Here is a 26,832-nt window from a genome sequence, read left to right as displayed (position 1 = left end):
GGATATTTATGGCAAATAATCAACCCAAGCCGGTGGCCACCAGGAAGCTCGGCATCGCCACATTGGCTATTATGAATATTGTTGCCGTTGTCAGTTTAAGAGGCTTACCCGCTGAAGCTGAATACGGATTAAGTTCTATTTTTTATTATATCTTCGCCGCCATTTTTTTTCTTATTCCCGTCTCTCTGGTGGCGGCTGAATTAGCGACCGGTTGGCCCGAAAAAGGGGGCGTATTTCGCTGGGTCGGTGAGGCTTTTGGCCCACGTTGGGCATTTTTAGCCATGTTTATGCTTTGGATAGAGGTCACGGTTTGGTTCCCGACAGTATTAACTTTTGCGGCAGTCTCGCTGGCTTTTATTGGCCCTAATCAGCGCTGGGATGAGGCGCTATCGGCCAATAAATTCTTCGTGCTGAGTATTGTGTTAATTGTGTATTGGCTGGCGACCTTTATTGCCTTTAAAGGGGTCGCCACCTTTGCCAGAGTGTCCAAATGGGGCGGTATTATCGGCACCATCATTCCGGCCATTATTCTGATTATTTTGGGATTTGCTTATCTGTTTGCTGGCGGAGCACCCCAGATAACACTGGCATGGGATGAAGTTATCCCTGATTTTTCCGATTTTAACAATATTGTTTTAGCCGCCAGTATTTTTCTGTTCTATGCCGGTATGGAGATGAATGCGATTCATGTTAAGGATGTGGATAATCCTAATCGTAATTATCCCATTGCCATTATGTTATCCGCGCTGGGAACGGTGATTATTTTTGTATTTGGCACCCTCGCCATCGCTTTTATTATTCCGAAAACTGACATTAATCTGACGCAAAGTATTCTGGTGGCCTATTCAGATATGTTCCAGTGGGCCGGATTGCATTGGCTCAGCCCGATAATGGCTATTGCGTTGGCTATCGGGGTATTGGCCGGAGTGGTAACCTGGGTCGGTGGCCCTTCAACCGGGTTATTAACCGTGGCAAAAGCCGGTTATTTACCCCGCTGGTGGCAACACACCAACAAGAATGGCATGGCAACACATATTTTATTATTACAGGCACTGCTCGTCTCTCTGTTATCAATATTGTTTGTCATCTTACCTTCGGTGCAAGCGGCATTTCAAATCCTCAGCCAATTAACCGTTATTCTCTATCTTATTATGTATATCCTGATGTTTAGTTCCGCCATCTATCTGCGCTATAGCCAATCACAACGCCCTCGCCCCTATCGTATTCCTGGTGGAGAAATGGGTATGTGGATTATTGGTGGCGCTGGCTGGATTGGTTCAATTTTGGTTTTCCTGCTCAGTTTTGTGCCACCCAGTCAAATTGCCATCGGCAGCCCAGAAACTTATGTCGGCATCTTAATTATCGCCACCCTGTTCTTCTTTATTTTACCGCTGCTGATTTATGCGGTGCGTAAACCCCACTGGCGTGATGAAAAAACTGATTTCGCCCCCTTTACCTGGCAAGCGGCAAATAGCCATCCCGGCCTGCCCGCAGAGAGGTTAATAACTGAGGAGAACATGAGCATTCAGGGTGAGAATATAGATTAGAAAACAGAAAAATCAGAGTAATCAACGGGCTGATAACTGTAACTCACTGTGGAGTGGGATGATGAAATCTGACTTAAAAGTGCTGCAACACAGCGTTAATAAAGCGCATCGACAATATTCAACTATTGATGGTGGGAGTAACGCCAGTTATATCCCCTATCTGGCCAGTATTCCCTCATCATTAGCTGGCCTGGCGGCGGTGACCATTGATGGTGATATTATTGCGGCAGGTGATACAGAATATCGCTTTGCCATCGAATCTATTTCTAAAATATGTACACTCGCGCTGGCACTGGAAGATGTCGGCCCGCAACAGGTACAAGAAAAAGTCGGCGCTGATCCTACTGGTTTACCCTTCAATTCAGTTATGGCGCTTGAATTACATCAGGGCAAGCCATTATCACCATTGGTTAATGCGGGTGCAATGTCCACCGTGAGCATAATTCAAGCCAATAATAGCGAGGCTCGTTGGAGTAATATTCTGCAAATCCAGCAACAATTATCCGGTGCTCCCATTAGTTTGTCGGATGAAGTGAACCAATCGGAACAAACAACAAACTTCCACAATCGTGCAATTGCCTGGTTACTCTACTCTGCCGGGGCGATGTATTGTGACCCGATGGAGGCGTGCGAAGTTTATACTCGCCAATGCTCAACATTGCTAAATACCATTGAGCTGGCGACTATCGGTGCCACTTTTGCTGCCGCTGGCATTAATCCTATCAGCAAATTGCGGGTATTAACTGCCAGTAACATCCCCTTTATTTTGGCTGAGATGACTATGGAGGGTTTATATGGTAGCTCCGGTGACTGGGCATACAGTGTCGGCTTACCGGGTAAAAGTGGTGTCGGCGGGGGAATATTAGCCGTGGTTCCAGGGGTGATGGCTATTGCTGGTTTTTCACCGCCGTTAGATTCTATCGGCAATAGTGTTCGCGGACAGAAAATGGTGGCTCACGTAGCAAAAGCGTTGGGGTATAATCTGTATAAGGTGTAATTCAGAACGGATAGATAATTTTAAGCTGGCCGTTGCGGTAATATGCCGTTAACGGCCTCTCCTGGCTGGCAGAGTGTTGATTACGCCAGTAATAATTTCTGTAATTCAGCTAATGAGCTGACTTGATAGCGCGGTGAGATATCATCATCCAGTGCGGCCCCATGCATATTGAGCCAGCAGGTATCAATACCCGCATTAATACCGCCCTGAATATCCGAATGGAGGTTATCTCCCACCATCAGAATCTGCTCTTTCGCCGGATGATTCATTAAATTAAAAGCATACTCAAAGATCGCCACATCAGGTTTAGCTGCCCCGACCTCTTCAGAAATAATGAGTGGGGAGAATATATCTTTTAAGCCAGTGCGCTCTAACCGAATGGTCTGTAATCCGGTAAAACCATTGGTAATGATACCCATATTCACTTTACCGCTCAATGCATCGACTAACTCACGTGCACCCGGTAATAATGAACAAATATCAGCCATCGCCACTAAAAACTCACTGTTCAGACGCGTTGCCGTCACACCTAATTTTTCCGCCCACATTTCAAAACGGGTGTTTTGTAATTCGCTGGCAGATATCTTACCGTCTTGATAATCAACCCATAGCGGTTTATTAACCAATTGATAGTGATCGAAATCCTGCACGGAGAAATCCACATTAAAGCGCGAAAACATCAGCTTTAACCCTTGATAAGCATCAAAGTGAAATAAAGTTTCATCCGCATCGAACAATATCCATTGGTATTTCATCACTGTTATCTCTCTAATATCATTAGGCGCGCTATGGTAGCGGCTATTATCACTTAGCTCAAGCTACGCTGACTATCATATAAGCAGTGCTGCGGATATATCACGGTTAATGGCAATCGTCGCCTCGCCAGTGATTAGCGGCGCATCAAATGCGGCTAAAATTTTGCGGTTAATCTCAACCAGAGCATCATCGAGTTTAACTTCCATATCTGCCGCGATATCAACCAACTTCTCACGATCCCAAGTGTCACGTGAAATAAGCAATTTCAAGAATGTGACTGTGCTTTCAGCTAAATTAGCCGCGATGGCACTCATTGACTGTGGATGAATCTCTTCCGGGGTCTGCGCCACGACGTTTTCGGTGACAAATAGGTTTTCGAGCAATTTTACCAGCTCCAGACTCTCACTCTTTAGCAGATTAATCCGATCGGTATTATTAATAATTTCAGAAGTTGGGGACGGTAGACTTAATGTCATTGGCGTAGCCCGACTATCAAGGTCGGTATAAACCCATTTACTGTCTAAGGCAAAACGCTTATACACCCGCTCAAGGAATTTCACTTCTTGTGGGGTGATAGTTCCCTCCACTTGCATTAAGTGTGCCAGGAAACGCGCAATAGCACGGCGATTATCCAGCGAGAGCGGCTCAAGATTATTTTTCAGTGCCAACAAGGTATTATTTTTTCTAATGCCAGGTTGGAGATAGGCTTTTAGGCGCATACGCTGACCAGGGCTTAAATAACCCCAGGCATCAATATGCCGAGTTAGAATCAGTGATTCAGGCTCGCCGATATGCCCATCGTTCATCACTGCAGCACAAGCGAGTTCCACTGCCAACATAGTGACACGATATGCGGCAAAGCTCGCAGATTCAGCCACCATCGACTCAATAGGAAATAGAGCCACAGTATCTTGCAGCACTGGAGTGCGATTATCCGCTCTGACATCAGGTTCAATACCCACTTGCAAAGAGGCCAGGGCAAAAGTGAGTGCCATTACCTGACTGCGAGTAATGCGCTCCAAGGGTTTGGTATCACAAGCGGTGCTGAGCCGAAGAAAAATCTCTTCCAGTGTGATCAGCAATAACCCATAACCTACCCTTGCTTTGATGCTCTCTAATTCAGTTTTTAATGCCTCAGACCACAAAGGTATGGGCATTAATAACTGCCCCTCCAGCGACATTTTTTTCTTTGGGTTAACACTGGCAAAGCGGTTATAAATATCGAGGTCTTGCTGACAAGACTCAAATATTGCCCGTAGTTTATCTCGGTGAGCTTTGCACACGGCCACATTGGGCAACTCGCCCATTTGTTGGAAGAACTCTTGCCCGATTAACCCCGCAGACGCTGGACGGTAAAATATCAGCAGCTTGGTTTTATTCACCGGTAATAAAAATCCATCGCCATACTTTTCCCGATAACGCTGCTGGAAGAGGGAGGAGAAAATATCAGCGCAATGGGCCATCGAGATATTCTGGTTTATTGCCGGATCGGCTTCGCCCCAGGCAAGTGCCCAGGCTGCGGGCAAGGTTTTTTGGTCAACAGCTAACTGCCCTAACCCAACCAGCAGTGCCAGTGGTAACTCCGTTGACGAATCCCGTGTGGGTGGCGGAGGCGACAAATAGAGTTTCTCTTCGATATTCACTCGAGAGAGATAAACTAATAAATTCTGCGCGTAGTGGTTGAACGCATTATTTTTTCCATAAATTCCTAACAGGCGGTTAATCTCAGCCTCAAGAGTAGGTAGTTCCCTTTTTGCCACGGGATCTATGGGGGCATCAACCAATATTCGATGTTCTAAGCCATAGAAAAATAAGAAAACATAACCAATCTGCGCTGTAGGAGATTTACGACCTTCTGATAACCACTGTAAATAAGCTCGTCTTGCTTCCGGTGAGCATGTCGAATAGTCGGGCGCATTATCAATCAGCGGTAATGAGGTATCACTCTCTGTTTCCGCGACATCCATTGATGGATTAATAAATGCAGGCTCGGCACCGGTACGATTACTTTTGTATTTATTACCAATGTAAACCATGCCATCCGGTAAGTTGATTCCGGCGACTACCGCCAGTTCACCAGGGCGCAGCCATGATGCACGAGCTAGAGAACCGCGGGATATTTCGGGCTGTTTCGCCTCAGGTTTGCTGGCCTCTTCCACGGGTGGATTTTGCTTAGTGCTATTGTTATCCGTGGTATGTTCCGGTTCCAGTTGCGAAGGGGTCATCGGGTAATCCCCCAGATCGGGGATAGCGGCAGTTTTCTGCATGTCACTGCTAATGACTGGACTAAGGCGGGGCTTAGCCCCTTTGAGGTTTTGCCAAACAAAAAATAGGCATAAGATAGCCGCGCTTAGTGCAATCCACGCCTCTCTTGGGATCCCGGTGATCAGCCCTAAAACGACTATCAGTAGGATAACCCAGCCAGTACCGGTAGATTTTCTCTTAGCCACGATGCTTTATATGCCCCTATCTTAAACTGCTAATTTTTATACTGCCTTTAATGGCGATTTTTAATAAAAAATTCTTTTTATACACGCTTTAGTTAGCAATGGATTAGAGTAAAAAAGTGTATAAAAAGCCTTAATTTGTACTTAAGTCAAATTTATAGGTTAAGTAATAAGTCAGTTTTAAATTTAAATATTGTCCAGACAACAATACAGTAGGCTTAAGCCTGTAATAAATCAATTATGCCAGTTGATTATGCATTCAGCTAGTAAAGTCTATGCAACCATGGCATAAATTCCGTAGCTTTTGGTGAAACATCAACCCGTAACATTGAGCACCACGGTGGGGATATATGCAGAAATTAGCTGAAATTATTAATATGGCCGCCCATCCAATCAGCGATGCGCTGTTCATTGCACAGTGTAAGAGCACCCTTGAAACCTCCGGTGCACTGATATTATCGGACTTTTTATTACCTCAGGTGCTAGCCAGCATTAAGCAGGAGGGGGTCGAACAGCAGTATCAAGCCTATTATGCCGCTAATCAGCATAATGTTTATCTAACCAAGCCAGACCCCGCCTTCCCAGCTGACCATCCGCGAAATCGGTTAGTCACCTCGTCAAAAGGCTGTATTACCGACGAGGAGATCCCGGCGAATTCCGCACTACGCACACTCTATGACGCCAAAGATTTTCAAGATTTTCTCTGTGCCGTATTAGATGAAAATCAGCTCTATCCCTACGCGGATCCGCTTTCGTCAATTAACTTACACTATGCCAGTCAAGGCCAGGAGCTGGGTTGGCATTTTGATAACTCGTCGTTTGCTATTACTTTATTGGTACAAAAACCTCAGGCCGGTGGCGTTTTTGAATATATTGAAGAGATGCGTGATGCCGATAATGGCGAGATGAATTACACCGGCGTGGAACAATTATTAAATCAACGGATTGTCCCTAAAACATTGCAGATTGAACCCGGTGATTTAGTGTTATTCCGCGGGCAAAATGCCATTCACCGTGTTACCCCCACCCAAGGAGATATCACGCGCATGTTGGTGGTATTGGCCTATAATGCACAGCCGAATATTGCGTTATCCGAAACGGCAAGAATGACCTTTTATGGGCGCATTTAGTTTTTTATAGATGCACAATAATCTGATGCAATGACGGAAATAAAAATGAAAAATCCCGGCTATTACTATACCGGGATTGTTTAATCGCAATGGATTATGACTTATTTAATTGCCATGGCATCGCGCATGGTAAAGAACAGATCAGTTTGATCCGTCAGACCCACAACGTTTGCGGCGTGCGGGCCGTAAGCGGCGATACGTAATTGCGTACCGGTATGCCCTTGGGAATCATCTTCAGAGTTGCCGTAACTTATCGCCATTACCGCCCCATCTTTGGTGGTTAATGCCTGGGTCAAACCTGGCGCTTTAGCATCAGCTTCGATAATTTGGCTGGAGTGCGCATGGTCTGCCGTCACAATAACTAATGTATTACCGTCAGCGCGGGCAAACTCCAATGCTTTTTGCACCGCTTCGTCCAAATCGACGGTTTCACCAAACTGGCCGCAAGGGTTAGCTGCGTGGTCTTGTTTATCAATTGACGCCCCTTCCACTTGTAAGAAGAAGCCCTTCTCATTGGTTTTCAGCAGATCAATCGCTTTTTCAGTCATGACAGCCAATGTTGGAACCTCTTTGGTGCGCTCAGCATTGTTTTCACAAACCACCGGCGGTTTATCCAGGTTGCCATGGTAGGAGGCTTTCGGCCCCTGCCAGCGCACCGGCATATTGCCTGCGCTGAATAGCCCCAACAGCGGTTTTTGTTGGTCAGCTTGTTTGATGGCATTCAGGTCGTCGAGGTTTTCGACAATCACATAACCTCGGGCCAAGGCCTGGTCACGTAAGGATTTATCTTTCCATTCACCCGCTTTGGCCAGCTGGCTGAAGGATTTAGCACCACCGCCGAGGGTGACATCAGCACGTCCGGCGATCATCTGCTCGGTAATGGAGCCACGCCCACCATTTTCCAGCGCATTAGTGCCGCACTTCTCACTGGTCTCTTCTGGGCCATAGCATTTTCGCCCCGTGACGTGAGCAAACTGTGCCGCAGGGGTGGCATCTTGCAATTCAGCGGTAGAGACATTGCCGGTTGCTTTACCCGCTTTTTTAGCCAGTTCCAGTAACGTGACATGATCTTTACCAAACACATCAACGCCCAAGGCACCATTATAGGTTTTCACGCCGGATGACCATGCGGTAGCAGAGGCGGCGGAGTCAGTGACGTAATCCGGTTTTTGTGTTTTCTTATCTAATGAGTAGTGCGTGTATTGCCCCGTCAGCGGCAGGGCATCAATCCCTTTAAAGAAACCGCCAGCGCCCATGGCATAGTTACGTGCCGAGGTGATTTCTGAATCCCCCATACCATCGCCAATCAGTAAAATGACGTTTTTCACTGTTTTGTTGGAGAGCGAATCGCGAAGTGCCTGGGTTTGATCACCGGTCAAACGGCGCGCGCCACCAAATTGGGTTACATCACCTTGGGCACTGCGATCATATAAACCGGTAGCGGCAGCAATGGCATTGGGCGTGAACAGCGCGCTACTTAGCATCAGGGTGGATAACGCGATCGCGGATAATGAATGACGACGGATAAAAGAGGATTCGCGGTTCTGCATCAGTATAATTCCTTGTTGTAAAACAGTAATACAATTTGTATTAATTGGTTGCAACGGATACTAGAACAAGCGAATGACGCTTTTATGACAGTCGATATTAATTATTTCCCTTATCCTGTTAGGTTATCCCCCAGAGACTATTTTAGCGGTTTCACTTTAGGGGTTAGATCAGCCCCCCATTGGCGCGCAGGACTTGCCCGTTGATCCAGCCGCCATCTTTGCCCACCAGAAAGGCCACTGCCGCCGCGATATCCTCTGAGGTGCCTAATCTTTCCAGTGGTGCCATTTTTGCCATTTTTTCAATCAGTTCTGGCGATTTTCCATTGAGAAAGAGATCTGTTGCGGTTGGCCCCGGTGCGACTGCATTGACGGTAATATTGCGGCCACGCAACTCTTTTGCCAGGATTGCCGTCATGGTTTCAATGGCCGCTTTGGTTGCCGCATAAACCCCATATTTTTCCAGTTTCAATCCCACCACACTGGTTGAAAAATTAACAATGCGCCCCCCTGCTCTTAGGCGTTTAGCCGCTTCACGCATCCCGTTAAAGCTCCCTTTCAGGTTGATGGCAATCTGGCGATCAAAATGCTCATCATCACTGTCGGCAATCGAGCTAAGAGACAGAATTCCGGCATTATTCACCAGCACATCGACACCGCCGAAAGCCGCTTCTGCGGTAGTAAATAGTTGTGCCACGGCGACAGCATCACTGATATCGGCTTTCGCGCTCAAGGTATTGCCGCCCGCTTGTTGAATTTTTCGCACCAATGCTTCGGCCTCACTGTCAGCCCGTGAATAATTGATCAGCACGGTATAACCCTCCTGCGCCAAACGCTCGGCTATTGCTGCGCCAATCCCCCGTGATGCACCAGTAACAATAGCGACCTGCTGAGTGGTATTCACCATAATATTCTCCTGAATCTAAGTTATATCGTTAGTGCTGATTCGCTAGCTGCCATTAATAGATGTGGAAAATGGTCGTTCAAATCAGCAAACAGAGAATGGCATCTTTACTGTTTCGGATAATCCCCTATTATTCGATAATACTATCCGAATAATGCGAACAATAACGTGGACAGAATAGATGCAATGCGGGTGTTTATCAGGGTAGTGGAACAGCGCAGTTTTACCCAAACCGCGCAAGAGTTAAATTTGCCACGTTCTACCGTCACGGATGCGATTAAGCAGCTCGAAAAGCGTTTAAAGGTTCGCTTATTACAACGAACGACCCGCCATGTCAGCCCGACACTGGATGGAGAAGCTTACTATCAGCGCTGCCTGCGGATCATAGCCGACATTGAAGATGCTGAAATGGCGTTTGCCGATGCTAAACCTCGAGGTTTGCTGCGCATTGACGTGCAAGGTACATTAGCCCGCCATTTTGTTTTGCCGCAGTTACCTGATTTCATAGCTCAATACCCTGATATTGAGTTATTTATCAGCGAAGGCGATCGCTTAGTCGATCTGATCCGCGAAGGGATTGACGGCGTGTTACGTGTCGGTAATTTGCAAGATAGCGACATGGTGGCGCGCCGAATCGCACTGTTACCGCAAGTCACCTGTGCGGCACCGCAATACTTACAGCAGCATGGCACCCCCGTGTTGCCAACTCAGTTGAGTGGACATCAAATGGTTGGCTTTCGCTCCAGCGCCACCGGCGGATTATTGCCACTCGAGTTTAGCTCCCACACCGCATTGAGTGGTCACGCAAAAGTGGGAAATTCATATCAGCTGTCAGTGCCACGTTTATCCTCTGAAACTCTGCAAGTGAAATTACCGGCGATTCTGTCGGTCACTGGTGCTGAAAGCTTTGTGGCAGCCGCGCGATTGGGATTGGGAATTATTCAGGCGCCGCGTTATCACATAGCACCTGATTTAGTCGCCGGGACACTGGTCGAGATATTGCCCGACTACACGCCACCACCGATGCCCGTCTCTTTCCTGTATCCTCATAATCGTCAACTTTCGCCGCGCGTGCGCGTTTTCAGTGATTGGTTAAGTCAGTTATTTCTCACCGCAGAAATAAAGGAAGTGTGACCACGATTGCAGCCGAACTGCTCTGCTCGGCTGCAACTAGGCTATTCTCGACTGCAACTAGCTATTAAAGTGCTTTCTCGACGGATTGATAGATATCGATATCAAAGTAGCCGTCGGTCAAGCCGTCATTGAGGTAGACCTCATAACATGCCCCTTCCGCCGGGCGATAACCACTTTGCGGCAGGTGATGATGATATAATTCACCCCATGCTTTGGCGTAATCATCGTCTGTCACGCGGGTGTGGTACACCGCGTACAAACCGCCGGGGATCTCTTGCACTGTCAGTTGGTCGCTAAGTTGTGCTGGCAAAATATAATCATCAGCAACAGACAGGGAAACATCCGCTCGTAATTCAGCAGGAGGATTGGTTTCTGGATTGTCCCAGTAGAGCGCCAGCCACTCTTTAGCTGGGATCTGGTGCTGGGAGTAGAGAGATGATAGTTGCTTAAAACCTAGCGGGATCGTCTCATGATAAGGGCCAATGAGCCGGATACTGACGACTTTTTTCGGCTGTTTTTCCACTATTTTAAATGTCATATCGTTACCTCGACTTAATGATTTCAATAAAGATTAAGTGACCAAAATTACGATTTCGCACAACAACTGTTTATTTATACAGCATAGCGATATTTTATGACATTTATTAGCTTTTAACCTGAATCTGCGAAGAGCTTCGCAAAAATTCATCCGCCTGCTCAAGTTGGAGATGGCTGAAAACCGTAATCCCATGGCGGCGCAATAGTGCAGTAGTGACCCCTTGACCGGTACGCTGGGTGCCATTGAAGTGACCATCATAGATGCGGCTACTGCCACAAGATGGACTACCTTCGGTCAAAATTGCCAATGTGCAATGGTGCTTTTGCGCCAATTCCAATGCCTGATAAGCCCCTTGCAGAAATTCGCGGCTGACGTCATTGCCCCACTGCTCAATCACCCGCGCCTGCCCTTGCAGCACCGCCTCACCGTTACCTTGCTGAATTTCCGCGGGCGGGCGTGGTACTGGCATTCCAGCGGCCAATTCAGGGCAAACCAGAACTAAGCGCCCTTCGTCCTGCCAGCGCTGAATAATGTCATCACTGACAGAGAGCGCGCTGCCGTTATAGCGCACCGGTTTTCCCATCAAACAGGCGCTGATTAGGATGCGTGCAGGTTTCGATTCCGATTCCACGTGGATATCAACCTTATTTAATATTATGTGGCAAATAAAAAATGATGATTATGCCGATAATAGCTAATTAATAGTCTCTGGTCATGAACCTAGAGCACATCATTTCTACGCCAAATAGCTATTATCGCCATTTATGTGGGATCATTTAATGTGTCGAGTACTTGTGGTAACAGCGGTGCCCGGCATCCTAACGGCTAATCGCCGTTTCGCCCACCCTGACCTTATAACTAAACTTTCTGGGTTATGCGATTATCATCACGATAAAAGCAGGTTTTTAACCTGGCACCATGATAGGTATCTATTGAAGCCATATTTCATGCAATAATTATCAGTAAAATATTTATCGGCCGATGGCAGCTAGTTAGCGGAGAGTTATGGACACGTTTTTTATTGATCGAATGGCGACCCCGCAGGGTGAACTGGTACTGATAGCAGACAAAGAGCACCGGTTACGCGCCATCGATTGGAGCGATCATTATGAGCGTCTGATAAAGTTGCTACGCCATCATTACCGCGCGGATACCTTTACACTGGTGGAGAAACGCAATCCCGGCGGGCTGAGTGACAGTATGCAGCGCTATTTTGCCGGCGAGTTGAGCATCATTGACGATTTACCGGTGAAAACCGCCGGTACTGATTTTCAGCGTCAGGTGTGGCAGGAGTTGCGGAAAATACCCTGCGGCGAAACCATTAGCTATGGCGAATTGGCGCAAAGAATCAACCGGCCGACAGCTTCACGCGCCGTCGGCATGGCGAATGGTCTGAATCCTATCTCGATTGTCGTGCCCTGTCATCGAGTGATCGGGCAGCAAGGTGCATTGACCGGTTACGCGGGTGGGGTGGAGCGAAAACGCTGGTTATTAATGCATGAGGGTTATCTTTTAGCATGCTAACCGTTCTTGCACTTATCAGACGCAAGAAAAGATGTTAAAATTGACGCATATCAATATTATTGGGAATACCCTATGATCCCGGAAAAACGCGTAATCCGACGTATTCAGTCTGGTGGTTGTGCAATTCACTGTCAGGATTGCAGTATCAGCCAGCTCTGTATACCGTTTACCTTAAATGAAAATGAGCTGGATCAGCTCGACAATATCATTGAAAGGAAAAAACCTATTCAGAAAGGACAGGCGCTGTTTAAAGCAGGTGATGAACTCAAATCCCTGTATGCCATCCGTTCCGGGACCATAAAGAGTTATACCATCACCGAAGAGGGTGACGAGCAAATTACCGGTTTCCATCTGGCGGGTGATTTGGTCGGTTTCGATGCTATCAGTAATTTACAGCACCCAAGTTTTGCGCAGGCGCTGGAAACTTCAATGGTCTGTGAGATCCCGTTTGATACGCTGGATGACTTATCCGGCAAGATGCCCAACCTGCGTCAGCAGATGATGCGCCTGATGAGTGGCGAGATCAAAGGCGATCAAGATATGATTTTACTGCTGTCGAAAAAGAATGCAGAAGAGCGCCTGGCGGCCTTTATCTATAATCTTTCACGCCGTTTTGCGCAACGCGGTTTCTCTCCGCGTGAATTCCGTCTCACCATGACACGGGGTGATATCGGTAACTATTTAGGTTTGACCGTCGAAACCATCAGCCGCTTACTGGGCCGTTTCCAGAAAAGCGAAATTCTGAGTGTGAAAGGTAAATACATCACAATCGAGAATACCGAGGCCTTGGGCAAGTTAGCTGGTAATCCAAGAGCCGCTCTGTAGTGCCATCGTAGACCAGACCAGATCAATATTATTGGTCTGGTTCTATCTCCCACCTACCCACTTTCACTCTCATGGTTTACTCTTTAACTAACATACTGTTAATTCACGGTTGTAAGGAGACTCTATGGCAAAGTATCAGAATATTCTGGTTGCTATTGACCCCAATCAGGATGATCAACCTGCATTAAGACGTGCAGTTTACCTTGTGCAGCGCAATGGCGGCACAATCAAAGCATTTTTGCCTATTTATGATCTGTCATATGATATGACGACTTTGCTGTCACCTGATGAGCGCACCGCAATGCGTAAAGGGGTTATCAGCCAGCGTTCTGCATGGATAAGCGAGCAGTGTCGGTTCTATATTGATGCCGGTATCCCGATTGAAATCAAAGTGGTGTGGCATAACCGCCCCTATGAAGCCATTATTCAGGAAGTGCTGAAAGCCAAACACGATTTGCTGCTAAAAATGGCCCATCAACATGACCGGCTAGAGTCGATCATTTTCACGCCAACTGACTGGCACTTACTGCGCAAATGTCCATGTCCTGTCTGGATGGTCAAAGATCAGCCCTGGCCGGAAAGTGGCACCGCGCTGGTGGCCGTCAATCTCTCAAGCGAAGACCCACTTCATGACCCGCTCAATCTGCGGTTAGTCAAAGAGACCCTCGAACTCGCCGAGAATGTTAACCAAACTCAAGTGCATTTGATCAGCGCCTATCCGGTTACGCCGATTAATATTGCCATTGAATTGCCTGATTTTGACCCGAGCGTCTATAACGATGCTATTCGTGGTCAGCATTTGGTGGCGATGAAAGCCTTGCGCCAGCAGTTTGGTATCGATGAGAAATTCACCCATGTAGAGAAAGGATTACCTGAAGAGGTTATCCCTGATTTGGCTGAGCATTTGCGGGCTGGCGTGGTGGTGCTGGGGACGTTAGGTCGTACCGGATTGTCTGCCGCCTTTATTGGCAACACCACAGAACATGTGATCGACCATCTTAAATGTGATTTGCTGGCCATTAAGCCAGAAGGATTTACCTGCCCAATAGAAGGCAATGAAGATCAGGATGATACAGAATAAGTCCCCCTCCCCACTCCCTCATTATTAAGCGAAAAAAAGGGCCACATTGTGTGGCCCTTCATCTGTACTACGTAATCATTGCAGCGCGCGTAAAATGGCTTCTACGCTCTCTTTGGCATCGCCGAATAACATTTGAGTATTCTCTTTAAAGAACAATGGGTTTTGCACGCCAGCATAGCCGGTGTTCATTGAACGTTTAAAGGCAATCACACTCTGCGCTTTCCACACTTCTAACACTGGCATACCTGCAATTGGGCTGCGTGGATCCTCCAGAGCTGCCGGGTTAACGGTGTCGTTGGCACCAATCACTAACACCACATCGGTGCTTGAGAAATCATCATTGATTTCGTCCATCTCCAACACCACGTCGTAAGGAACTTTCGCTTCGGCCAATAACACGTTCATATGACCCGGCAAACGACCCGCAACTGGGTGAATACCAAAGCGCACTTTGATCCCCCGAGCTTGCAGTTTTGCTGTGATTTCAGCCACCGGGTATTGTGCCTGCGCTACCGCCATGCCATAACCCGGAGTGATGATAACCGAGCTAGCATTTTTCAGCAGTTCAGCCACTTCTTCCGCATTGGTTTCACGGTATTCGCCCATCTCTTCAGCATTACCGGTAGAAGAGCCATCAGTACCAAAGCCGCCGGCAATCACGCTGATAAACGAACGGTTCATCGCTTTACACATGATGTACGACAGAATTGCACCAGAAGAACCCACCAGAGCACCGGTCACAATCAACAGATCGTTGCTCAGCATGAAACCTGCCGCCGCCGCGGCCCAACCGGAGTAGGAGTTCAGCATTGACACCACAACTGGCATGTCTGCACCCCCAATAGAGGCCACCAAGTGCCAGCCAAAGCCCAGCGCAATCACGGTCATCAATAACAACGCGAGCACTTGCAGGGCAAGGCTATCGGTTTTGACGAACAGGATCATCAGCAAGAATGAGACAACCAGCGCCACCAGATTCAATTTATGGCGTTGTGGCAGCATCAGCGGCTTGGATGAGATAATCCCGCGTAATTTACCAAAGGCAACAATAGAGCCGGTAAATGTCACCGCGCCGATAAAGATACCCAGGAACACTTCGGTCAGATGGATGTTCACCATCACCGCATCCATCACTGCCGTGCCGTGATCCAGATAGCTGTTGAAACCAACCAGAACCGCCGCCAGACCAACGAAGCTGTGCAGGATCGCCACCAGTTCTGGCATTTCGGTCATTTCGACTTTCTTCGCCAGATAAATACCAATGGCACCACCAATCACCATGGCAATGATAATCCAGGCCACGTTACCGGAGTCCGGCCCCAAAATGGTCGCGATAAGCGCGATGGCCATCCCTGTCACACCGAAGGTGTTACCTTGTTTGGATGTTTCGTGGCGCGACAGCCCAGCCAAACTGAAAATAAATAAAATCGCAGCAACTATGTACGCAGCTGTAACGAGACCACTAGACATCAGTTACCCCTTCATTCTTATAAGTCATGGTGTTATACCAACTGAGTTTTTTATTGGAAAACTAGTTTTTACGGAACATTTTCAGCATGCGCTGGGTGACAGTGAAGCCACCAAAAATGTTGATGCTCGCGATCAGCACGGCAATAAAGGATAAGAAACTCACCCAGCCGCCATGACCAATCTGCAACAACGCGCCGACGACGATAATGCCCGAAATGGCGTTAGTGACTGACATCAGTGGGGTATGCAGCGCATGGCTGACATTCCACACCACGTAATAGCCCACCACACACGCCAGCGCAAAGACCGTAAAGTGAGATAAGAACTCTTTCGGGGCCACATTCGCCAACCAACCAAACAGCACAATCGCCAGCGCCATCATGATATATTTCGGCCAGGGTGATGTCGGCTTAGCCTCTTCTTTCACAATCGGTGCGGCTTTCGCTGCCTGAGGCTGTGCTGACACCTGAATAGGCGGCGCAGGCCAGGTCACTTCACCGGTTTTAACCACGGTTACACCGCGAATAACGGTATCTTCGAAGTCAATGTCAATCTCGCCATTTTTCTCTTTACAGAGCAATTTCAGCAAGTTAACCAGGTTGGTGCCGTATAGCTGAGATGACTGAGTCGGCAAACGGCTAGGTAAATCAGTATAACCAATGATTTTTACGCCATTTCCGGTGACGGTCACTTTATCGGCGACGGTCAGTTCACAGTTGCCCCCGGTCTGCGCGGCCAAATCGACAATCACGCTGCCCGATTTCATTGATGCCACCATCTCTTTGGTGATCAAGCGCGGCGCGGGTTTGCCTGGGATCAAAGCGGTGGTAACAATGATGTCCACTTCAGCGGCTTGTGCAGCAAACAGTTCCATTTCAGCTTTGATAAAGGCTTCGGACATCACTTTCGCGTAGCCATCACCACTGCCCGCTTCCTCTTCGAAATCCAGTTCGAGGAATTCAGCGCCCATACTCTGGACTTGCTCTTTAACTTCCGGACGGGTGTCAAAAGCACGGACGATCGCCCCCAAACTCCCTGCCGCACCGATGGCGGCCAACCCCGCAACACCGGCGCCAATAATGACCACTTTTGCCGGAGGCACTTTACCAGCGGCCGTGATTTGCCCGGTGAAGAAGCGGCCAAATTCGTGGGCGGCTTCAACAATGGCGCGGTAACCCGCAATGTTCGCCATGGAACTCAGGGCATCCATCGATTGGGCGCGAGAAATACGCGGCACGGAATCCATCGCCAATACTGTCACCTGGCGCGCTGCCAGTTTTTGCAATAATTCTGGGTTCTGCGCCGGCCAGATAAAGCTGACCAAGGTGCTCCCGGCGCGCATTAGCGCAATTTCGTCCTCAAGGGGCGCATTCACTTTGAGGATAAGGTCGGATTGCCACACATCGGTGGTATCCGTAATGGTGGCACCCGCTTCCTGGTACGCTGCATCGTCAAAACTGGCTAAATGCCCAGCTCCGCTTTCAATCGCCACGGTGAAGCCTAATTTCAGCAATTGTTCCACCGTTTTCGGCGTTGCTGCGACACGGGCTTCATTGGCCAACCGCTCTCTTGGTACACCAATACGCATAATGTTCCCTTTTACCTGTCTTTGATGATAAATAATGTCATCCTGCCTATATACTGACAAACCTGCTCTGTTATAGCTCCCTATAACCTACTGAAAATGTGACCGATGATCCATATCTGTCTGAGCTTCTGATGCAGTTTTCGCACTAAAACTGGCAGGCGGAAAGAACTCTGTATAATTCACTATAAAAATTATATTTACTAGCGGCATCTCCTGCAACTTTGCGCAAGAGTAACCAGTCTCACGATAATAAGGCAGTCCAGTGGTGACGCGGCATCAGGTTAGAAAAATGTAAATAACCCACACTTATGACGTTAAAGCCACTATTCGTAAAGCTTATCCAGATTCTTAATGTAAAGTACCGATGGCGAAACTTCAGTATTCATACACTCAGTCATATAAATTGCTGAGACACCCGCCATTATTACATGTAATAATCATCCGCTATTCTGTTACACATCAATTGTTCCGCACGTATCAACGTTAATGCGCAAGGCGAAAGGATTTTTTATGAAGCTGAAATACACGATCATCGCGTCGGCATTGCTATCACTCACTGCGCTTTCTGCTGCACATGCGGCAAAAGAACTCGCACCAGAGCAAGCAGCAGCCATTAAGCCATTTGATCGCATTACAATTACTGGCCGATTTAATGCAATCAATGAAGCAGCTGATGCGGTATCCCGCCGTGCTGACAAATTGGGCGCGGACTCTTTCTATATTCAAGATATCAATAGCAACAATAATGGTGGCAACTGGCGTGTAACGGCCGATGTTTATCATAAAGATGCACCGGAAGTGAGCAAAGAAGCCCAGTATCGTGATTTTAACGGGGTGAAAGAGCTACCAAAAGCAGAAGCTTTTGCCTTGCAGCCTTATGATACCGTGTCAGTGAGCGGCTTCTTCCGTAGCCAACCTGATATTAACGATGCCATTTCAAAAGCAGCGAAAGAGAAAGGAGCTTACTCTTTCTTTATCGTGCGTCAGGTTGATGCAAACCAGGGCGGCAACCAATTTGTCACCGCTTATATCTATAAGCAAGACGCGGCAAAACGTGCGGTACAAAGCCCAGATGTTATCCCGGCAGATTCAGATGCGGGCCGTGCTGCACTGGCAGCCGGTGGCGCAGCAGCCGCAAATGTTGAAATTCCAGGTGTTGCCTCTTCAGGTACACCAAGTGCTGATGTTGGCCGTTTCTTTGAGACGCAATCATCAACCGGGAAGCGTTACACTGTCACCTTGGCTGATGGCACGCAAATCCAGGAGTTGAGCAACACTACTGCGGCGCAAATGGCACCTTTTGATTCTATTAGCTTTAGCGGCCACTTTAACAGCATGACCGATGTCTCTCATGAAGTGGCGAAACGTGCTGCAGCCAAGGGTGCGAAGTATTACCATGTGACCCGCCAATGGCAGAACCAAAGTGGTGGTAACCTGAGTGTTAGCGCTGACTTGTTCAAATAGTTTTTGCCCGTCACGATAAACACAAAAAGGGCAGCCGCGCGCTGCCCTTTTCTATCCCTATGCCGTGCTCTTTTCTCTGTTCAATGCTGACTGAATACTTTTTTGCCTAAATCGCATATCTAATCATTGCATGATGGCTTATCACTCCGTAAAATCCTCCGAAAATTCTGGCCTATTATCTGTTAAATATTGATTAATCCGCCTCATATAATGCTATTTACAAGCCAGTAACCATTCATTAATACTGTTAAAATCAGGAACCCTAATTGGAAAAAAAACTTGGCCTGACTGCGCTCACGGCGCTAGTCCTCAGCTCAATGCTGGGTGCCGGTGTCTTCAGCCTGCCGCAAAATATGGCTGAAGTGGCCAGTCCGGCGGCATTACTTATTGGCTGGAGTATTACTGGCGTCGGGATTATTTTTCTGGCGTTTGCCATGTTACTGCTAACGCGCCTGCGGCCAGATCTGGATGGTGGCATTTTCACCTATGCCAAAGAGGGTTTTGGCGACCTTATCGGCTTCTTTTCCGCATGGGGGTACTGGCTGTGCGCGGTGATTGCAAATGTATCTTATTTAGTCATCGTTTTTGCTGCATTGAGCTTTTTTACGGATAAGTCGGGCACCACTGTTTTTGGCGAAGGTAATACCTGGCAGGCGCTACTAGGGGCTTCCTTGCTGTTGTGGTTGGTTCACGCGCTGGTGTTACGTGGCGTGCAAACTGCCGCCAGTATCAATATGGCGGCCACACTGGCAAAACTGCTGCCCATCGGCGGCTTTATTGTTTTGGCCGGCCTGGCCTTCAGTCTCGATACCTTCAGTTTTGATTTCACCGGCATCGCCCTGCATACCCCAGTCTGGCAGCAGGTGAAAGACACCATGCTGATCACCCTGTGGGTCTTTATTGGCGTGGAAGGTGCGGTGGTGGTCTCTGCCAGAGCGCGCAACAAGAGAGACGTTGGCCGGGCAACCATGCTGGCGGTTATCTCTGCGCTCTGTGTTTACCTGCTGATTACCCTATTGTCCCTCGGTGTGGTGCCGCGTGCAGAGTTAGCGGGTATGCGTAACCCCTCAATGGCGGGCATTATGGTCGAAATGATCGGCCCCTGGGGAGAGGTGATTATTGCTACCGGGCTGATTATTTCAGTGTGTGGCGCTTATCTTAGCTGGACCATTATGGCGGCTGAAGTGCCGATGGTGGCTGCAAAACATGGCGCATTCCCGAAAATATTCAGTCAGCAGAATAAGCATAATTCACCGGCAAAATCACTGTGGCTCACCAACTGTGCGGTACAAGCGGCACTGGTTCTGATCTGGCTGACCGGCAGCAACTACAACACCTTGCTGACGATTGCATCAGAAATGATTCTGGTGCCCTATTTTCTCGTCGGCGCTTTCTTATTCAAAGTGGCGTTGCAACGTCAGGACTGGCGTCTGATTCTGGTGGCCAGTGGTGCATGTCTGTATGGCTTGTGGCTGATTTATGCCGCCGGATTGCTCTATCTGCTGCTATCCGCGCTACTCTATGCCCCGGGATTGCTGGTGTTTATTTATGCCCGCAAAGGTCATGATGGGCTTAGGTTGCTCAACAAAGTGGAACGGACGGCGATTGCTCTGGTATTGGTTGCGACCCTTCCCGCGACCTGGTTCATCATGCACTGAGTGAACGCTGAATGAATGAAACAGGATGTATAAAGTAGATAGTTCAAAAGCAGGTAGTTCAAAAGTAGATAGCTCAAATGGGCAGACTGAAGGTGACCTGACAGCCTCATCTGTCCATTTAGGTATCGAATATCAAAGACTAACTATCTTCTGCGCCAGATAAATTCACAGATAAACATTCGCCCTGCTGACTTAACCGCATTGTAGGCGGAAATTTTTGCTTTATTATGCCAAGTTGTGCCGTTTCCAAAGGATAAGGCAGTTGGATATCCAACAGCGTTATCCCTTGCTGTTCTGCTAATCGAATCAAGCGGATAATATTGGTTTCATCACTGAGCTGGGTGGACAGCACCTGTAGCGCCAAAGCTGTCAGTCGCTCCTGTGGCGTCTTTTCTAATTCAACCTTCGACTTGACCACCATCCCAAAAATCGGCATCACGCCATAAATTGCATCAATAAAGCCCCAGCGCTTTTTGCATGACGCTGCCAGAAAATCCGTGTAATCGAAGCAAATTTTTTCACTGTGCGCTGACGCGCCGGTGTTTTCGCCACTCATCCTTCAGTCCTTAGCTGAACGATACAGCTATTCATTAATCATAGGTATTGAGATATAAACGATTGGCGCAACTAAATAGAGATGACGATATAATCACTTTATTAATATAATGAAATGATTCGCCTGTTGTCTAGCAATCCGTCATTCGCATTAATAACAAATTGAATAAATTACGTGCATAGTATTGCAGCTAACCACGCGCTATGCTGAATGCCGGCCACTTTTATAAACTGAAAAACATGACTAAAATAGTTTTTGTCGAAGACGACCCGGAGGTCGGAAAACTGGTTGCGGCCTATCTTGGCAAGCATGATATTGATGTGTTTGTGGAGCCTCGCGGCGATACCGCACAAGCCGTTATCGAGCAGCAGCAACCTGATTTGGTGCTACTCGATATCATGTTGCCCGGCAAAGATGGCATGACACTTTGCCGTGACCTGCGGCCCAATTATGACGGCCCGATAGTATTACTGACCTCACTCGACAGTGATATGAACCATATTCTCTCCCTCGAAATGGGCGCGAATGACTATATTCTGAAAACCACACCGCCCGCCGTCCTGCTAGCGCGATTACGTCTACACCTGCGTCAACACAATCAGCAGCAGTCGAAGGAGACGATTAGCCCACCGTTGACCGGTCATAATGCCATTCACTTTGGCTTACTTTGCATTGATCCGGTGAATCGGCAAGTCAATCTTAGTGACGAAGAGATCACCCTATCGACCTCTGATTTTGATCTGTTGTGGGAACTGGCCACCCATGCCGGAATCATCATGGATCGCGAAGCGCTGCTGAAAAATTTACGTGGCGTCAGTTATGACGGCATGGATCGCAGTATTGATGTGGCTATCTCACGTTTGCGTCGCAAACTCTATGACAACGCCCTGGAGCCTTTCCGGATAAAAACCGTGCGCAATAAAGGCTATCTGTTCGCCCCCAATGCCTGGGAGTCAGTGCAGCAATGAGAAAGCTATTTATCCAGTTTTTCTTACTGCTATTTGTCTGCTTTATGGTGATGGCGATGCTGGTCGGGCTGGTCTACAAAGTCACGGCTGAACGTGCGGGTCGCCAATCATTGGATGATTTGATGAAAAGTTCACTGTCATTGATGCGCAGTGAGCTGCGGGAGATCCCGCTAAAGGATTGGAATAAAACCATCGCCACACTGGATTTAAATCTTTCTTTTCAATTGCATATAGAGCCTCTCGATAAGCGGGATCTGGGTGAGCGATTGAATAAGCGCCTACGTGCGGGTGAGATTATTGCTCTGGATGATGAATATACCTTCCTGCAACGCATTCCCCGTAGCCATTATGTCCTCGCCGTTGGCCCGGTGCCCTATCTGTTTTATCTGCATCAAATGCGGCTGTTGGATTTAGCCCTGCTTATCCTGATTGGTATGTCATTAGCGCTGCCGGTATTTCTTTGGATGCGACCCCACTGGAAAGATCTGCTTAAATTGGAGAACGCCGCCCAGCGGTTAGGGGCCGGTTACCTTGACGAACGAACCCACTTTGACCCGACATCCAGTTTAAGCCGCCTGGGGCTAGCCTTTAACCAAATGGCAGACAACATCAGCAAATTGATTGTCAGCAAAAAAATGCTTATTGATGGCATTGCTCATGAACTGCGCACCCCACTGGTACGTTTACGTTATCGTTTAGCGATGAGTGATAACCTGACTGCCAGTGAACAACAGGCATTAAATCATGATATTGGTCAGTTGGAAGCTCTGATTGATGAGCTGTTGACCTATGCTCGGCTGGATCGTCCGCAAGTCTCTCTTAATCTGGAACCGATAGATCTCCCCAAGTGGTTAACAACAAAAGTGATGGATATGCGCATGATCCATAGTGAACGCGAGATAGAACTTGATATCCCTCATCGCGGCGACTTTGGGGATGTTGACCTGCGTTTGATGGAGCGCGTATTGGATAATCTGGTCAATAATGCGCTACGTTACTCAACTAAACGGCTGCGCGTTGGGCTGTGGTTTGATGGTGACAACGCCTGCTTGCAAGTGGAAGATGACGGGCCGGGCATCCCACTCGAAGAGCGCGCTCGGGTCTTTGAGCCTTTTGTTCGTCTCGACCCAAGCCGGGATCGGGCGACCGGAGGTTGTGGTTTAGGGTTGGCTATTGTTCACTCCATCGCGCTGGCGTATCAAGGGAGTATCTCCGTTGATGCCAGTTCATTGGGGGGAGCCAGCTTCCGCTTTTGCTGGCCGGTCAAAAACAGTTCGCCGCTGCCTGCTGAGCAAAATTAATAAAACAATCTAACCTAATAAAACAAGTCGCCTATCCGATTGATGGAGTTTTCTATGACCACTGCTTATCAGCACCTGCGTGCTACATTCACTCGCCTTTCTCGCTTTGAACATCTCTCCGCGATTGCCGGATGGGATATGCAGACCATGATGCCCGCCAAAGGGAGTCTTGCTCGCGCCGAAGCCATGGCTGAGTTAAATGTGCTGCAACACCAGATCCTAACGACCAAACAGGTCGGTGAATGGTTGAAGCAAGCGGACCATGAAGCGCTGAATGATATTGAGCGGGCGAATTTGCGCGAAATGCGTCGCCATTACCACAATGCAGCCCTCCTACCGGAGTCACTGGTGGAGGCAAAATCATTGGCCGGAGCCAAATGTGAACATGCATGGCGGCAGCAACGCATCGCCAATGACTGGGGTGGTTTTGCAGAAAATCTGCGTGAAGTGGTCAAACTGAGTCGCGAAGAGGCCTCAATTCGTGCTCAGGCGGCCGGAACGTCCGGTTATGACGCCTTGCTAAACTTGTATGAACCGGGGACAAACAGCGCCGATCTTGACCGTATATTCGGTGATCTTAAACAATGGTTACCAGCGCTATTGCTAAAAGTGACCGCCAAACAAGCCAATGAACCCTGCTTAATACCGCAGGGGCCATTTGACCTGCAAAAACAGCGTCAGCTTGGGCTGAGCGTGATGAAAGTGCTGGGTTTTGACTTTGATGGCGGGCGGGTAGATGTTAGCGTCCACCCATTTTGTGGTGGTGTACCCCAAGATGTTCGTATCACCACCCGTTATAATGAGCAAGAGTTCCTCAGCGCATTGATGGGTATTGTCCATGAAACAGGCCATGCCCGTTACGAGCAAAATTTGCCTCGTGAATGGTTGGGCCAGCCAATCTCCCATGCCCGTTCAACCGCTACCCACGAATCTCAAAGTTTACTGTTTGAAATGCAATTAGCGCGCAGTAACGAGTTCCTGCAACTGATTCGCCCACTGGTGATAGAGCAATTTGGTGAGCAATCTGCTTTAGCTGAGCAAAACTTCATTGCCTTGAACCAGCGCGTCAAAACTGGATTTATCCGCGTTGATGCCGATGAAGTGAGCTACCCTGCCCATGTCATCTTGCGCTATGAAATTGAAAAAGCGCTGATCAGTGGTGAAATCGAAGTCGATGATATCCCTGCGCTGTGGAGTGAAAAGATGCAGCAATACCTCGGGATTAATACGGAAGGTAATTACCGTAATGGCTGTATGCAAGATATTCACTGGACCGATGGTGCTTTTGGCTATTTCCCAACGTATACCTTAGGTGCAATGTATGCCGCACAGTTATTCCAAACCGCCCGTGATGCCATCCCTGGATTGGATCAGAGCATTGCTAATGGCGATATCAGCGCCCTCTTCAACTGGTTACAACAGAATATCTGGCAACATGGTAGCCGTTACCCAACAGCAGAGCTGATGACCAAAGCCACTGGCGAGCCACTCAACCCACGATTTTTCCGCCAACATTTAGAGCGTCGCTATTTATAATCGACCCGGCTAAGACTCTCGCCCGACCTTTACCTAAAGGCCGGGTATTCCTCCCCTGCAAAACATAAATATTACCTTAATATCCAACTACTATTTGGTTGCATGGGAGTGCTGATTTATTAATGAAAACTATAGTGTATGTTGTAACTAAAATAGACTGTTTGTTGTGATGTCGCCTCCTGTACAATCGGTTACAAGCCGAAACCAATGACTCACGGAAGCGATTAATGATTTCCTCTACTCTTATTTCAACGACCCAACGGGGCCGATATACAAACAGAACACTGAGGAATAGATCATGAAAACAGTATTAGCTCTGATTGTTGCTGCAACCCTGGGTCTCTCTTCTGCCGCTTTTGCCGCAGACACCGTAGCCCCACCTGCTGCACCAATGGCAACAGCGCCGGCAGCACATAGTGCGCCAGCTAAAACAATGCATCACAAAAAAGCCAAAAAATCTGATTCAATGAAAAAAATGGATAAAACAGCCCCTGTACAAAAAGCGCAGGCTGCCAAAAAACACCATAAAAAAGCAGCACACAGCAAATCTGCTCCGGCCGTTGTACCGGCGGCAAAATAGCAGCATTTAACCTGGAAAGCTGAAACTGGCTCTTCGCGAGTAACCTGCAACAGCTAATTCACTCAACACCCGGTTTACCGGGTGTTTTTTTATCAGGAGTGCTGATAATGCTGCGCCGTTATTTATTCGAAATCACTTTGGCGACATTAGTTATGTGCGGACTGATCGCATTGTTTTTTTATTTATAGTCAAGCGGCCCATGCCGCTCTAAAATTATCGAAAAATCAATTACTGACAACACACAGCATAGCTAATTATGTCTATAGTTAGCGGTAGCAGTAACCTGTAATGACCCGCATAATCAGCAGGGTATCAGGTGTGTTAATGGATACCCCCTTAGGAATAAAGGCAGGCTAATAATTTATGCGTTTATCTTCGTTGCTACTGTTGAGCTTATTACCTCTCTCTACCTCTGTAGCTTTAGCTCTGCCGCCAGCGGATAAGCCAGATAGTGACCGCGCGATTGCAGAGCAAACCACCCTGTTCTTCGGCAAAGATGATCGCACAGCAATAACGAGTAGTGCTCAATGGCCATGGCAAGCCATTGGACAAATCGAAACAGTCAGTGGCAACCTTTGTACCGCAACATTAATTTCCCCTCACCTGGCACTCACCGCTGGCCATTGTGTTCTGGCCCCGCCGGGTAAAATTGACCCCGCAATTGCCTTGAGATTTATTTCCGATAATGGCCAATGGAAGTATCAAATAACTAAACTGGAAACCCTGGTTGATGCCAAGTTGGGGAAAAAACTCAAACCTGATGGTGACGGCTGGATAGTTCCTCCCGCAGCAGCCGCCTATGATTTTGCACTCATCCGGTTAACCAGCAAGAAGCTGGTTCCGATTAAGCCATTACCGCTGTGGAGTGGAACCGCCAATCAACTGACACAAGCGCTAAAGCAGGTTAACCGCAAAATAACTCAGGCCGGTTACCCCCTTGATCATCTGGAAACGCTCTATAGTCATGAAGATTGTCTGATCACCGGTTGGGCGCAGCAAGGTGTGCTTTCACATCAATGCGATACATTGCCCGGTGACAGCGGCTCGCCACTGATATTAAAAAACGGCGAAGATTGGTCTTTGATTGCCATTCAAAGTTCTGCCCCCGCCGCTAAAGATCGCTACCTTGCCGATAACCGAGCATTGGCAGTCACGGCCATTAAGGGCCGGTTAAAAACGATAATTGATAAGGCAACCAAGAGAGGTAATTAATAGTGCTGGGAATTGACTAAAAAATTGATGCTCTGGTTATTATCTTTTACTGACAGGCTAAGGTTCTTC

The 26,832-nt window shown here is 48.0% G+C and carries 23 protein-coding genes; 14 read left to right on the top strand and 9 right to left on the bottom strand.

What is annotated here, in order from left to right:
- The first annotated feature begins 8 nt into the window (after positions 1–8).
- Positions 9–1,547 carry a putative glutamine/gamma-aminobutyrate antiporter GadC gene (gadC, locus tag AACW11_RS00895; protein ID WP_212585568.1) on the top strand — a complete coding sequence of 513 codons (1,539 nt, stop codon included), beginning with the start codon at positions 9–11 and terminating at the stop codon, positions 1,545–1,547.
- Positions 1,548–1,608: 61 nt separating this feature from the next.
- Positions 1,609–2,544 carry a glutaminase A gene (glsA, locus tag AACW11_RS00890; RefSeq protein ID WP_212585653.1) on the top strand — a complete coding sequence of 312 codons (936 nt, stop codon included), beginning with the start codon at positions 1,609–1,611 and terminating at the stop codon, positions 2,542–2,544.
- A gap of 80 nt (positions 2,545–2,624) precedes the next feature.
- Here glsA and yjjG read toward each other — a convergent pair whose 3' ends face one another.
- Together yjjG and AACW11_RS00880 are read right to left on the bottom strand one after the other, a co-directional pair.
- Positions 2,625–3,299, bottom strand: a complete 675-nt coding sequence (gene yjjG, locus AACW11_RS00885) for a pyrimidine 5'-nucleotidase (RefSeq protein ID WP_212585652.1) — start codon at positions 3,297–3,299, stop codon at positions 2,625–2,627.
- A 75-nt stretch (positions 3,300–3,374) separates the two neighbouring features.
- Positions 3,375–5,750 carry a tellurite resistance TerB family protein gene (locus AACW11_RS00880; RefSeq protein ID WP_212585567.1) on the bottom strand — a complete coding sequence of 792 codons (2,376 nt, stop codon included), beginning with the start codon at positions 5,748–5,750 and terminating at the stop codon, positions 3,375–3,377.
- A gap of 347 nt (positions 5,751–6,097) precedes the next feature.
- Here AACW11_RS00880 and AACW11_RS00875 point away from each other — a divergent pair, with 347 nt between their 5' ends.
- Positions 6,098–6,877 (top strand): HalD/BesD family halogenase, encoded by a 780-nt coding sequence (locus AACW11_RS00875; protein WP_212585566.1) that lies wholly within the window; start codon positions 6,098–6,100, stop codon positions 6,875–6,877.
- 101 nt (positions 6,878–6,978) lie between these two features.
- Here AACW11_RS00875 and phoA read toward each other — a convergent pair whose 3' ends face one another.
- Positions 6,979–8,427 (bottom strand): alkaline phosphatase, encoded by a 1,449-nt coding sequence (gene phoA, locus AACW11_RS00870; protein ID WP_212585565.1) that lies wholly within the window; start codon positions 8,425–8,427, stop codon positions 6,979–6,981.
- A 163-nt stretch (positions 8,428–8,590) separates the two neighbouring features.
- A complete protein-coding gene (locus AACW11_RS00865; RefSeq protein WP_212585564.1) occupies positions 8,591–9,331 on the bottom strand; it encodes an SDR family oxidoreductase in 741 nt (246 codons plus the stop codon).
- A 165-nt stretch (positions 9,332–9,496) separates the two neighbouring features.
- On the opposite strand from AACW11_RS00865, the gene AACW11_RS00860 reads away from it, so the two are divergent.
- On the top strand, positions 9,497–10,462 hold the full coding sequence (locus AACW11_RS00860; RefSeq protein ID WP_212585563.1) for a LysR family transcriptional regulator: 966 nt from the start codon (positions 9,497–9,499) through the stop codon (positions 10,460–10,462).
- 64 nt (positions 10,463–10,526) lie between these two features.
- On the opposite strand, the gene sbmC is transcribed toward AACW11_RS00860, so the two are convergent.
- Together sbmC and AACW11_RS00850 are read right to left on the bottom strand one after the other, a co-directional pair.
- Positions 10,527–11,000: a DNA gyrase inhibitor SbmC gene (sbmC, locus tag AACW11_RS00855; protein WP_212585562.1), complete on the bottom strand. Its 474-nt coding sequence runs from the start codon at positions 10,998–11,000 to the stop codon at positions 10,527–10,529.
- A gap of 106 nt (positions 11,001–11,106) precedes the next feature.
- Positions 11,107–11,631, bottom strand: a complete 525-nt coding sequence (locus tag AACW11_RS00850; protein WP_445285793.1) for a DUF523 domain-containing protein — start codon at positions 11,629–11,631, stop codon at positions 11,107–11,109.
- Between the two features lie 374 nt (positions 11,632–12,005).
- On the opposite strand from AACW11_RS00850, the gene ogt reads away from it, so the two are divergent.
- The 3 genes from ogt (at position 12,006) to uspE (ending at position 14,430) form a co-directional block, all read left to right on the top strand.
- Complete coding sequence (gene ogt, locus AACW11_RS00845) at positions 12,006–12,524, top strand: methylated-DNA--[protein]-cysteine S-methyltransferase (RefSeq protein WP_212585561.1); 519 nt, start codon at positions 12,006–12,008, stop codon at positions 12,522–12,524.
- 72 nt (positions 12,525–12,596) lie between these two features.
- Positions 12,597–13,349: an FNR family transcription factor gene (locus AACW11_RS00840; protein WP_212585560.1), complete on the top strand. Its 753-nt coding sequence runs from the start codon at positions 12,597–12,599 to the stop codon at positions 13,347–13,349.
- Positions 13,350–13,473: 124 nt separating this feature from the next.
- Positions 13,474–14,430 carry a universal stress protein UspE gene (uspE, locus tag AACW11_RS00835; protein WP_212585559.1) on the top strand — a complete coding sequence of 319 codons (957 nt, stop codon included), beginning with the start codon at positions 13,474–13,476 and terminating at the stop codon, positions 14,428–14,430.
- Positions 14,431–14,505: 75 nt separating this feature from the next.
- Here uspE and pntB read toward each other — a convergent pair whose 3' ends face one another.
- Together pntB and pntA are read right to left on the bottom strand one after the other, a co-directional pair.
- Positions 14,506–15,900 carry a Re/Si-specific NAD(P)(+) transhydrogenase subunit beta gene (gene pntB / locus AACW11_RS00830; RefSeq protein ID WP_212585558.1) on the bottom strand — a complete coding sequence of 465 codons (1,395 nt, stop codon included), beginning with the start codon at positions 15,898–15,900 and terminating at the stop codon, positions 14,506–14,508.
- 61 nt (positions 15,901–15,961) lie between these two features.
- On the bottom strand, positions 15,962–17,488 hold the full coding sequence (pntA, locus tag AACW11_RS00825; protein ID WP_212585557.1) for a Re/Si-specific NAD(P)(+) transhydrogenase subunit alpha: 1,527 nt from the start codon (positions 17,486–17,488) through the stop codon (positions 15,962–15,964).
- Positions 17,489–17,998: 510 nt separating this feature from the next.
- On the opposite strand from pntA, the gene ydgH reads away from it, so the two are divergent.
- Both ydgH and AACW11_RS00815 read left to right on the top strand, forming a co-directional pair.
- Positions 17,999–18,952, top strand: a complete 954-nt coding sequence (gene ydgH / locus AACW11_RS00820; protein ID WP_032896257.1) for a DUF1471 family protein YdgH — start codon at positions 17,999–18,001, stop codon at positions 18,950–18,952.
- 266 nt (positions 18,953–19,218) lie between these two features.
- A complete protein-coding gene (locus AACW11_RS00815) occupies positions 19,219–20,610 on the top strand; it encodes an amino acid permease (protein ID WP_212585556.1) in 1,392 nt (463 codons plus the stop codon).
- A gap of 139 nt (positions 20,611–20,749) precedes the next feature.
- Here AACW11_RS00815 and AACW11_RS00810 read toward each other — a convergent pair whose 3' ends face one another.
- Entirely contained in the window at positions 20,750–21,166 is a 417-nt protein-coding gene (locus tag AACW11_RS00810; protein WP_212585555.1) for a hypothetical protein, read from the bottom strand.
- A gap of 239 nt (positions 21,167–21,405) precedes the next feature.
- Between AACW11_RS00810 and rstA the strand changes: the two genes are divergently transcribed.
- From rstA to AACW11_RS00785, 5 genes are all read left to right on the top strand, one after another.
- Positions 21,406–22,134: a two-component system response regulator RstA gene (rstA, locus tag AACW11_RS00805; protein ID WP_212585554.1), complete on the top strand. Its 729-nt coding sequence runs from the start codon at positions 21,406–21,408 to the stop codon at positions 22,132–22,134.
- Positions 22,131–23,435 carry a two-component system sensor histidine kinase RstB gene (rstB, locus tag AACW11_RS00800; protein WP_212585553.1) on the top strand — a complete coding sequence of 435 codons (1,305 nt, stop codon included), beginning with the start codon at positions 22,131–22,133 and terminating at the stop codon, positions 23,433–23,435. Before rstA ends, rstB begins: the two co-directional genes overlap by 4 nt.
- Before the next feature lie 54 nt (positions 23,436–23,489).
- Positions 23,490–24,971, top strand: a complete 1,482-nt coding sequence (locus AACW11_RS00795; protein ID WP_212585552.1) for a carboxypeptidase M32 — start codon at positions 23,490–23,492, stop codon at positions 24,969–24,971.
- 298 nt (positions 24,972–25,269) lie between these two features.
- Positions 25,270–25,551: an acid resistance repetitive basic protein Asr gene (gene asr / locus AACW11_RS00790; protein ID WP_212585551.1), complete on the top strand. Its 282-nt coding sequence runs from the start codon at positions 25,270–25,272 to the stop codon at positions 25,549–25,551.
- A 363-nt stretch (positions 25,552–25,914) separates the two neighbouring features.
- Positions 25,915–26,763: a trypsin-like serine peptidase gene (locus AACW11_RS00785; RefSeq protein WP_212585550.1), complete on the top strand. Its 849-nt coding sequence runs from the start codon at positions 25,915–25,917 to the stop codon at positions 26,761–26,763.
- Positions 26,764–26,832: the final 69 nt, after the last annotated feature.

It is taken from the genome of Yersinia sp. Marseille-Q3913 (genome assembly GCF_963892745.1).
Classification (GTDB): domain Bacteria; phylum Pseudomonadota; class Gammaproteobacteria; order Enterobacterales; family Enterobacteriaceae; genus Yersinia; species Yersinia bercovieri.
The sequence above is the reverse complement of the archived record's forward strand: the minus strand, read 5'-3'. Positions and strand labels throughout refer to the sequence as shown.